The organism is Agromyces seonyuensis, assembly GCF_009789225.1.
In the GTDB taxonomy this organism is placed as follows: Bacteria; Actinomycetota; Actinomycetes; order Actinomycetales; family Microbacteriaceae; genus Agromyces; species Agromyces seonyuensis.
This window is the reverse complement of the sequence record NZ_WSTA01000021.1, coordinates 41,702-51,366: the sequence shown is the minus strand read 5'-3', so window position 1 is coordinate 51,366 and position 9,665 is coordinate 41,702. Positions and strand designations below refer to the sequence as shown.

At 72.4% G+C, this 9,665-nt stretch carries 9 protein-coding genes; all 9 read left to right on the top strand.

Annotated elements, in window-relative coordinates; translation table 11 throughout:
• Positions 1-1,132 (top strand): dihydrolipoamide acetyltransferase family protein (locus GB864_RS06670; protein ID WP_160423566.1); only part of this gene is annotated, 1,132 nt, incomplete at its 5' end.
• A gap of 66 nt (positions 1,133-1,198) precedes the next feature.
• Positions 1,199-2,284 carry a metal ABC transporter substrate-binding protein gene (locus GB864_RS06665; protein ID WP_160423565.1) on the top strand — a complete coding sequence of 362 codons (1,086 nt, stop codon included), beginning with the start codon at positions 1,199-1,201 and terminating at the stop codon, positions 2,282-2,284.
• Positions 2,285-2,288: 4 nt separating this feature from the next.
• On the top strand, positions 2,289-3,224 hold the full coding sequence (locus tag GB864_RS06660; protein ID WP_160423564.1) for a metal ABC transporter ATP-binding protein: 936 nt from the start codon (positions 2,289-2,291) through the stop codon (positions 3,222-3,224).
• Positions 3,225-3,229: 5 nt separating this feature from the next.
• Positions 3,230-4,144, top strand: coding sequence for a metal ABC transporter permease (locus tag GB864_RS06655; protein WP_160423563.1), 915 nt, complete (start codon positions 3,230-3,232; stop codon positions 4,142-4,144).
• On the top strand, positions 4,144-5,001 hold the full coding sequence (locus GB864_RS06650) for a metal ABC transporter permease (RefSeq protein WP_160423562.1): 858 nt from the start codon (positions 4,144-4,146) through the stop codon (positions 4,999-5,001). The genes GB864_RS06655 and GB864_RS06650 overlap by 1 nt, the downstream gene beginning before the upstream one ends.
• Before the next feature lie 2 nt (positions 5,002-5,003).
• Positions 5,004-5,444 carry a Fur family transcriptional regulator gene (locus tag GB864_RS06645; RefSeq protein WP_160423561.1) on the top strand — a complete coding sequence of 147 codons (441 nt, stop codon included), beginning with the start codon at positions 5,004-5,006 and terminating at the stop codon, positions 5,442-5,444.
• A gap of 507 nt (positions 5,445-5,951) precedes the next feature.
• On the top strand, positions 5,952-7,394 hold the full coding sequence (locus GB864_RS06640; protein WP_160423560.1) for a quaternary amine ABC transporter ATP-binding protein: 1,443 nt from the start codon (positions 5,952-5,954) through the stop codon (positions 7,392-7,394).
• A complete protein-coding gene (locus tag GB864_RS06635) occupies positions 7,394-8,308 on the top strand; it encodes an ABC transporter permease (protein ID WP_160423559.1) in 915 nt (304 codons plus the stop codon). The genes GB864_RS06640 and GB864_RS06635 overlap by 1 nt, the downstream gene beginning before the upstream one ends.
• A 371-nt stretch (positions 8,309-8,679) precedes the next feature.
• Complete coding sequence (locus GB864_RS06630; RefSeq protein WP_160423558.1) at positions 8,680-9,576, top strand: glycine betaine ABC transporter substrate-binding protein; 897 nt, start codon at positions 8,680-8,682, stop codon at positions 9,574-9,576.
• Positions 9,577-9,665 lie beyond the last annotated feature (89 nt).

Genomic DNA, 9,665 nt, shown 5'->3' with positions numbered 1-9,665 from the left:
CCCGGCCCCGGCGGCCGAGCCCGCTCCCGCTCCCGCACCCGCGGCGGCCGAGGAGGGCGGCGGCGCCGTGCTCGTCGGCCACGGCACGTCGGGCCTGCCGGAGTCGCGTCGCCGTCGACGCCACCCCGAGGCATCCGTCGCCCACGATCGGTTCGCCCCTGCCGTGCCCGACGCCCCGGAGCCGGCCGTCGCGCCCGCTGCGGCGTCCGACGCGCTCGCCGCCGCGGTGGCGCAGGCCGTCCCGGCGCGCACGACGCAGGGCTCGGCCGGCTACCCCGTGCTCGCGAAGCCGCCGATCCGCAAGCTCGCGAAGGACCTCGGCGTCGAGCTCGCGCGCGTCAGCCCGACGGGCGAGCGCGGCGAGGTCACCCGCGAAGACGTCATCCGCGAGGCGAACCAGGCGAGCGTGTTCCGCAACATCACGACGCCGGACGTGCCGTCCGGGCGCGAGGAACGCATCCCGGTCAAGGGCGTGCGCAAGGCGATCGCGCAGGCGATGGTGTCGAGCGCGTACTCGGCGCCGCACGTGTCGGTGTTCGTCGACGTGGATGCCACGCGCACGATGGAGTACGTCAAGCGGCTGAAGGCCTCGCCCGACTACGCGACCGTCAAGGTGTCGCCGCTGCTCGTCATGGCGAAGGCGATCATCTGGGCCGTGCGCCGCAACCCGAGCGTCAACGCGCAGTGGACCGACTCGGAGATCATCGTCAAGCACTACGTGAACCTCGGCGTCGCCGCCGCGACGCCGCGCGGCCTCATCGTGCCGAACGTGAAAGACGCGCAGTCGATGTCGATGGTCGAGCTCGCGACGGCGCTCGAGCAGCTCACGCTCACGGCGCGCGAGGGCCGCACGCAGCCCGCCGAGATGCAGCACGGCACGATCACCGTGACGAACATCGGCGTCTTCGGCATGGACACGGGCACGCCGATCCTGAACCCGGGCGAGGTCGCGATCGTCGCGCTCGGCACGATCAAGCAGAAGCCGTGGGTCGTCGACGGCGAGGTGCGGCCGCGCTTCGTCACGACCGTCGGCGCGAGCTTCGACCACCGCGTCGTCGACGGCGACGTCGCGTCGCGGTTCCTGGCCGACGTGGCGTCGATCATCGAGGAGCCCGCACTGCTGCTCGAGTGACGGGTCGACCGGGCGTCGTTCCGGTGAGATTGACAATCGTTCTCATTTAGAACTAGGTTGGGGGACATGAACCCGCAGCCCGAGCACGCCCGCCGTCCTTCCCGACCCCGAACGGGGCGCGTCGCGAAGACGGGCGCGGTCGCCGCGCTCGGCGTCGCCGGAGTGCTCGTGCTCGCCGGGTGCGCCGGCGGGCCCGCCGCGGGCGACGACGGCTCGCTGCAGATCGTCGCTACGACCACGCAGGTCGGCGACTTCACGAGCGAGCTCGTGGGGGACCAGGCCGGGATCACCCAGCTCATCCAGCCGGGCCAGTCGGCGCACTCGTTCGACCCGTCCGCCGCCCAGCTCGCGGCGCTCGCCTCCGCCGACGCGCTCGTCGTCAACGGGGCCGGACTCGAGACCTGGATCGACGACGCGACCTCGGCGAGCGGCTTCGACGGCGTGCTCATCGACGCCTCGACGGGCATCGAGCTCGCCGAGACGGGGGAGTCCGACCACGATCACGACCACGCCGAGGAGGTCGGCCACGAGGGCGAGTCGGACGACGCGCACGCCGAGGACGACCACGACCACGCCGAGGGCAACCCGCACATCTGGACGAGCATCGAGAACGCCGAGACGATGGTCGGCAACATCGCCGGCGGGCTCGGCGACCTCGACGGCATCGACGCCGCCGCGCTCGAGACGGCGAGGGCCGACTACCTCGGCCTGCTCGACGACCTCGACTCCTGGGCGGATGCCGCGATCGACCCCGTGCCCGTCGCCGAGCGCCTGCTGGTGACCAACCACGACGCCTTCACGTACTTCGTCGACGAGTTCGACATCACCTTCGTCGGCAGCGTCATCCCGAGCTTCGACGACAACGCCGAGCCGTCGGCCGCGCAGATCGACGCGCTCGTCGCCGCGATCGAGCAGACCGGTGTCCAGGCCGTGTTCTCCGAGACGTCCATCTCGCCCGCGACCGCCGAGACCATCGCGACCGAGGCCGGCGTTGCCGTGTACTCGGGCCCCGACGCCCTCTACGGCGACTCGCTCGGCGAGCCCGGCTCGGACGGCGCGACGTACCTCGCGTCGCAGATCCACAACATCACGCAGATCGTCGGATCGTGGGGCGCGAGCGTCCCGGCGCTGCCCGATTCGCTGGCAGGATGACCGCATGAGCGGAGCTTCGGACGAGCGCGTCCCCGAGGCGGCGACCGGTTCGGTCGCCGCCGTCGGCGTGCCCGCGGTCCGGCCCGTCGGCGAAGCCGGACCGACGGGCTCCCTCGGCGCACTGGCGCACGGCGCCGATCTCGACCCGGACTGCGTGCACGGCCGCGACTTCGCGTCGGCGCCGGTCGTGCTGCGGCTCCGCGACGCCGCGTTCCGGCATCCGGGCGGCGCCGGCATCGGCGACCTGCACTTCGACGTGCACGAGGGGGAGGCCGTCGCCCTCATCGGCCCGAACGGCGCCGGCAAATCGACGCTCATCACGGGCATCCTCGGGCTCGTCCCGCTCGTCGCCGGCGCCATGGATGCCGGGGCCGAGGGCACGCGCACCGACCACGGGCACGTGGGCTACCTCCCCCAGACGGCCGACGTCGACCTCGGCTTCCCCATCACGCTCGAGCAGGTCGTCATGCAGGGGCGCTACCGGCGTCTCGGGTGGTTCCGCTGGCCGGGCAAGTGCGACCGGCAGGTCGTGCGCGACGCGATCGCCGCCGTCGACCTCGCCGAGCACGCGACGACGCCGTTCGGGGCGCTCTCGGGCGGGCAGCGGCAACGCGGCTTCATCGCCCGCGCCTTCGCGGCCGAGCCCCGGCTGCTGCTGCTCGACGAGCCGTTCAACGGCCTCGACCGTCCCAACCGCGAGGCGCTGCTGCGCACCATCCGCTTCCTCACCGCGCGCGGCGTCGCGGTGATCGTCTCCACCCACGACCTCGACCTCGCCCGCGAGGCGTGCGACTCGGTGCTGCTGCTCAACGGCAGCCAGTTCGCGTTCGGCCCGACCGCGACGACCCTCACGCTCGGCAACGTGCAGCGCTGCTTCGAGGACGTCGGCGTCGAGCTCGACGAGCACACCCTCGTCGTGCCCGACCACCACGGGCAGTGAGCGCGATGACGATCGGCGACGCCCTGTTCGGCGCGTTCCAGCTCCCGTTCCTGGCGCGGGCGCTCGTCGTGCTGCTCGGCCTCTCGTTCGCGGCGGGCATCGTCGGGGTGCTCGTGAACCTGCGCCGCCTCGAGTTCATCAGCGACGGACTCTCCCACGCCGTCTTCCCCGGCCTCGCGATCGGCTTCGCCGTGGCGGGCACCGCGGGCCTGCTGCCGGGGGCGGCGATCGCCGCGCTCATCGCGGCGGGCATCCTGAGCTGGCTCGGGCGCTCGCGCACGGGGTCCGACGCGTCCATCGCGATCGTGCTGACCGCGACGTTCTCCGTCGGCGTGATCGTCGTCTCGCTCGGCACCGACTACGCGGGCGAGCTCGAGTCGCTGCTGTTCGGCCGGGTGCTGACCGTGACGGATGCCGAGCTGCCGGGCATCCTCGCCATCGCCGGGATCGCCGTCGTGCTCGTGCTGCTCACCCTCAAACAGCAGGTCATGCGGGCATTCGATCCGCTCGCCGCGCGCGCGGCGGGCCTGCGCATCACCGTGCTCGACCTCGTGCTCAACGTCGCCATCGCGCTCGTCGTCGTCGCGGCGGCATCCGCGATCGGCAGTCTGCTCGTGCTCGCCCTGCTCATCGTGCCGGGTGCGGTCGCGCGCCTCGTCACCGCGCGGCTGTGGTGGCTCTTCCCCGTGGCCGCGGGCTTCGGGATGCTCGCGTCCTGGCTCGGACTCGCGGCGAACTACGCCGTGTCCGTCGGCGGCGGGGTGAACCTGCCCGCCGGGGCGACTGTGGTCGCCGTCTTCGTGCTCGGGTACCTGCTGGTGCTCGCCCTGCGCGCGGCGTTCGGCGGCGACACGGCGCCGGATGCCGCGGCGCGCGAGACCGCATCTCGGTCGCGGGTCGCCCGGGAGGCGGTGCGCTGATGGGGTACTTCGCACAGGCGCTGCTCGCCGCCGTGCTCATCGGCGCCGGATCGGGGCTCGTCGGCACGCTCGTCGTGCTGCGCCGCCGCACGTTCTTCGCCCAGGCGCTCACGCACGCGACCTTCCCCGGCGCCGTCGCCGCGGCGGCGCTCGGCATCGCGATCCCGCTCGGCGCGGCGATCGCGGCCGTCGGCATCGTCGCCGCCATGCAGGCGCTCGCGCGCATCCGGTCGCAGGGTCCCGACGTCGCCGCGGGCATCGTGCTGACCGGCGGGTTCGCGCTGGGCGTGCTGCTGCAGGCGCTGCTGCCGGTCCCCGTGCACGCGGAGTCGTTCCTCGTCGGATCGATCCTCACGGTGTCGACGGGCGACGTCTGGCTCGCCGGGGCGCTGCTCGTCGTCGCGATCGCCGTGTTCCTGCTCTTCGGCAAGGAGATCGCCTTCTCGACGTTCGACCCGGTCGGCTTCCGCGCCGCGGGCTACCGGGCCCGCGGCATCGAGGTGCTCGTGCTCGCGCTCATCGCGACGGCCGTCGTGAGCGCGCTGCCCGCGGTCGGCGCCATCCTCGCGATCGCGCTGCTCGCCGCACCGGCCGCCGCCGCGCAGCGGCTGATGCGCACGTTCCGCGGCGTCGCGATCGTCGCCCCGCTCATCGGGGCCGGCGCCGGCGTGCTCGGCGTGCTGTGCTCGCGCTGGTTCGCCATCGCGGCCGGCCCGGCGATCGCGTTGATCGCCGCGGCGGTGTTCGCCATCGCACTCGTCGTCGAGCGGGCCCGCGGGTCGCGCCGCGCGCGGGCATCGGGCATCCCCGACGCCGACCGCTCCACCCCGTCCATCCGAACCCCCCAGGAGGCGTGACCATGACGCCGGATCTCGAGAACACCGCTCCGCGGACCGCCGTGCAGCGCACCACGAAGCAGCGCGAGGCCGTCCGAGAGGCGCTCGCCGACACCGAGGGCTTCGTGAGCGCGCAGGCCCTGCACTCGCAGCTGCAGCGGGCCGGTTCGACGGTGGGGCTCGCCACGGTCTACCGCGCCCTCGGCACCCTCGCGGCCGCGGGCGACGCCGACACGCTGCAGTCGCCCGAGGGCGAGGCGCTCTACCGCGCGTGCTCCACGGGGCACCACCACCACCTCATCTGCCGCAACTGCGGGCTCACGGTCGAGATCTCGGCGGACTCGGTCGAGTCGTGGGCGCAGCAGGTCGCCGCGGAGCACGGCTTCACGCGAGCGGCGCACGTCGTCGACGTCTTCGGCCTGTGCGCGGAGTGCTCGGCCGACGGTCGGCGGCCGGTCGAGTAAGGGCGAAGGCCCGGTCGAGGTCGTGCGGGCGGTCTCGATACGCGGCTTCGCCGCTACTCGACCAACGGGCGGCTTCGCCGCTACTCGACCAGCGGGGGTTGGCCGGTGGGGCAGCGTAACCTGAACGACAGGTGTCGCCGAACTGGGAGTATGAAATGCCTGATCAGCACGATTTCCCAACGCTCGGTTTGAGACCCGTCGTCGAACCTGTATAGCGTGGAGGAACGGCCCGCGAGGGCCGCACCCGCCCAGTCCGCGCCCGCCGCGCGAGGTCTCGAACGAGCCCGAACGCGACGGTCGTATGGTTCGGCGGCACGGTTCCGGGCACCGAATGCCCGGGACGACGAACGTTCGTATCGCCCGATCGACCACAGCAATTCGATCGGGCTCGAGGCGGCGTTCCGAGTGCCGTCAACCCGGTCGTGACCCGAGCGTCGTCGTGCATCACGAGCATCGCGAGCGCGCCCTTCGGCGTGCCCGGTGTCCGTCGACGGCGCGGGAGCACACATGTCCGCAACCGCACTGACCGACCCGGCCGCGCCCGTCGCGTCCGCCGTCCATCCCGACCCCTCCGCCGCACCGCCGTCGGGGGAGGCACCCGCCCTCGAAGTCCGGGGACTCACCAAGTTCTTCGGCCGCAAGCCCGACCAGGCCCTCGAGCGGCTCCGGGCCGGCGCGAGCCGCACCGAACTCGCCCAACTGGGCACCGCCGCCGTGATCGACGCCGACTTCGAGGTGCGCCGCGGCGAGATCTTCGTCGTCATGGGTCTCTCCGGCTCCGGCAAATCGACGCTCATCCGCATGCTCAACGGCCTGCAGGAGCCCACCGCCGGCAGCGTCCGGGTGATGGGGGAGCAGCTCACCGGCGTCTCCGCGAAGCGGGTGCGCGCCATCCGCAGCGAGCACGTCTCGATGGTCTTCCAGCACTTCGCGCTGCTGCCGCACCGAACGGTGCGCGACAACGCCGCCTACGGGCTCGAGATCCAGGGCGTGCCGCCGGCGGCGCGCCGGGAGCGCGCCGAGCGCGTGCTCGAGACCGTCGGCCTCGGCGGCTGGGGCGACAAGCTCCCGTCCGAGCTCTCGGGCGGCATGCAGCAGCGCGTCGGGCTGGCCCGCGCGCTCGCCGCCGACACCGACATCCTGCTCATGGACGAGGCGTTCTCCGCCCTCGACCCCCTGATCCGGCGCGAGATGCAGGAGCAGCTCGTCGAGCTCCAGCAGGAGCTCGGCAAGACGATCGTGTTCATCACGCACGACCTCAACGAGGCGATGTTCCTCGGCGACCGCATCGCCGTCATGCGCGACGGCCGCATCGTGCAGCTCGGCACCGCCGAGGAGATCCTCACCGATCCCGCCGACGACTACGTCGCGCAGTTCGTCGCCGACGTCGACCGCGCCCGCGTGCTCACCGCCGCCAACGTCATGCAGGCGCCGCGCGCCGTCGTGGCGCAGTCGGCCGGACCGCGCGCCGCGCTCCGCACGATGCTCGAGCAGGAGACCTCGAGCGCGCTCGTCGTCACCGGCGGCCGCAAGCTCGTCGGCGTCGTGCACGACCGCGACGTGCTGCGGCTCGTGCAGCGCGGCGAACGCTCGCTCGACTCCGCGATCCGGACCGACGTGCCGCGCATCGCGCCCGACGTGCACCTCGCGGAGCTCTTTGCGACGAGTGTCGAGCACGAGGCGCCCATCGCGGTCGTCGACGAGCGCGAGCGCCTCGTCGGCGTCGTGCCGCGGGTCACCCTGCTCGCGGCCCTCGGCAACGTCACGACCGAGACGGGCGAGCTGCCCGTGGCCGTTCCGCCGGTGACCGTGCCCGTCGAGGTCATCCAGGCCACGCTCGCCGGCGCCGAGGCGGCGCTCGCCGACGCACGACGAGCCGGAACCGAGGATGCCCGTGAGGACGGCGACCTGCCGCCCGCGGCCGCCGCGACGAACGGAGGGATCGCCTGATGGACGGCTTCCGCATCCCCGTCGGCGACTGGGCCGAGGCCGTCGTCGAGTTCCTGACCGACACGCTCGGCGGCTTCTTCGCCGTCATCCGCACGATCTTCGACGGCTTCTACGACGGCCTCGAGGCCGTGCTCACGGTCCCGCCGTTCTGGATCGTCATCCTGGCGCTCGCCGCCGTCGCGTGGCTCGCGAAGGGTTGGAAGTTCGCGGTCGGCACGGCCGTCGGGCTGCTCGTGATCGTCGGCGTCGACCAGTGGGAGAACGCGATGTCGACGCTCGCTCTCGTGCTCGTCGCCTCGCTCGTGGCGATCGCGATCGCGATCCCCGTGGGCATCCTCGCCGCCCGATCGGACGCCGCCTCGCGCGTCATCCGGCCGATCCTCGACTTCATGCAGACGATGCCCGCGATGGTCTACCTGATCCCCGCGCTCATCCTCTTCCGCGTCGGCGTCGTGCCCGGCATCATCGCGACGATCGTGTTCGCGATGGCGCCCGGCGTTCGCCTCACCGAGCTCGGCATCCGCGGCGTCGACCGCGAGGTCGTCGAGGCCGGCCAGGCCTTCGGCTCCTCGCCCGGCCGGATCCTCCGTCAGATCCAGCTGCCGCTCGCGATGCCCTCGATCATGGCCGGCGTCAACCAGGTCATCATGCTCGCCCTCTCGATGGTCGTCATCGCCGGCATGGTCGGCGCGGGCGGACTCGGCGGCCAGGTCGTGCAGTCACTCGGACGCATCGACGTCGCCCTCGGATTCGAGGCCGGCCTCTCGGTCGTCATCCTCGCGATCATCCTCGACCGCGCGACCGGCGCGTTCGGCAACGGCTGGACCGCGCCCTGGACGCGCCGGAAGGCGGCGTCGAAGCAGGATGTGGCGCCCTCGCCGGTGCCCGAGCGCGAACCGGCGCTGGTCGCCTAGCGGCGCATCCTCGCCGGTCGAGGAGCGACAGATCCCGCCGGTCGAGTAGCGACGGAGGAGCGTATCGAGACCCGACTGCGCCGGTCGAGTAGCGACGGAGGAGCGTATCGAGACCCGACTGCGCCGGTCGAGTAGCGACGGAGGAGCGTATCGAGACCCGACTGCGCCGGTCGAGTAGCGACGAAGGAGCGTATCGAGACCCCCGAGGGGACCTCGCGAAGTCTCGATACGGCGCCGGCGCGCCTACTCGACCGACGGGTGGGACGCGGCGCCGGCGCCCCGACTCGACCGGCGAACCCCAAACGTCCGCGGACAACCGCGGCGACACCCGATCACCCGCGCCACAGCACGCGGGGACGAAAGGAACACCCATGCAGCGCACCAAGCGCACCCTGTTCGCCGGCATCGCGACCGCCGGCATCGCGGCCCTCACCCTCGCGGGCTGCTCGTCGACCGAGGCCGAGGCCCTCGACAACGGCGACCGCCAGGACCTCACCATCGCCGTGTTCAACGGCTGGGACGAGGGCATCGCGGCCTCCGAGCTGTGGAAGGCGATCCTCGAGGAGCAGGGCTACGACGTCACCCTCGAGTACGCCGACCCCGCGCCCGCCTACTCGGGCCTGACGACCGACGACTACGACGTCGTGCTCGACACCTGGCTGCCCATCACGCACGCCGACTACATCGAGCAGTACGGCGACGACATGGTCGACCTCGGCGCCTGGAACGAGGATGCCGCCCTCACCATCGCGGTCAACGAGGATGCTCCGATCGACTCCCTCGCCGAACTCGCCGACAACGCCGACCTCTTCGGCAACCAGCTCGTCGGCATCGAGTCCGGCTCCGGCCTCAACCGGGTCACGACGGAGAGCGTCATCCCGGCCTACGGCCTCGAGGACCTGGAGTACACGACCTCGTCGACGCCGGCGATGCTCAGCGAGCTGAAGGCCGCGACGGATGCCGGCGAGAACGTCGCCGTCACCCTCTGGACCCCGCACTGGGCCTACGACGCGTTCCCCATCAAGACGCTCGAGGACCCGGAGGGCGCCCTCGGCGACGCCGAGAGCATCCACTCGTTCGGCTCGAAGAGCTTCACCGAGGACTTCCCGACGCTGAGCGGCTGGCTCGAGGACTTCACGATGGACTCCGACCTGCTCTACTCGCTCGAGAACGCCATGTTCAACGAGTACGACGGCGACGACTACGGCCCCGTGGTCGCCGACTGGATCGCCGACAACCAGGAGTACGTCGACTCGCTCACGAGCTGAGTCCGGCTCCCCGAAGCGGCGGGCGGCGGTTCCCTGGGCGGGGCCGTCGCCCGCTTTCGTGCTCGTCGGTCGAGTAGCGACGCAGGAGC

What these genes read in the sequence shown, in the direction of transcription:
- GB864_RS06665 (WP_160423565.1), top strand. Translation starts at nt 1,199, where the DNA reads ATGAACCCGCAGCCCGAGCACGCCCGCCGTCCTTCCCGACCCCGAACG.
- GB864_RS06660 (WP_160423564.1), top strand. Translation starts at nt 2,289, where the DNA reads ATGAGCGGAGCTTCGGACGAGCGCGTCCCCGAGGCGGCGACCGGTTCG.
- GB864_RS06655 (WP_160423563.1), top strand. Translation starts at nt 3,230, where the DNA reads ATGACGATCGGCGACGCCCTGTTCGGCGCGTTCCAGCTCCCGTTCCTG.
- GB864_RS06650 (WP_160423562.1), top strand. Translation starts at nt 4,144, where the DNA reads ATGGGGTACTTCGCACAGGCGCTGCTCGCCGCCGTGCTCATCGGCGCC.
- GB864_RS06645 (WP_160423561.1), top strand. Translation starts at nt 5,004, where the DNA reads ATGACGCCGGATCTCGAGAACACCGCTCCGCGGACCGCCGTGCAGCGC.
- GB864_RS06640 (WP_160423560.1), top strand. Translation starts at nt 5,952, where the DNA reads ATGTCCGCAACCGCACTGACCGACCCGGCCGCGCCCGTCGCGTCCGCC.
- GB864_RS06635 (WP_160423559.1), top strand. Translation starts at nt 7,394, where the DNA reads ATGGACGGCTTCCGCATCCCCGTCGGCGACTGGGCCGAGGCCGTCGTC.
- GB864_RS06630 (WP_160423558.1), top strand. Translation starts at nt 8,680, where the DNA reads ATGCAGCGCACCAAGCGCACCCTGTTCGCCGGCATCGCGACCGCCGGC.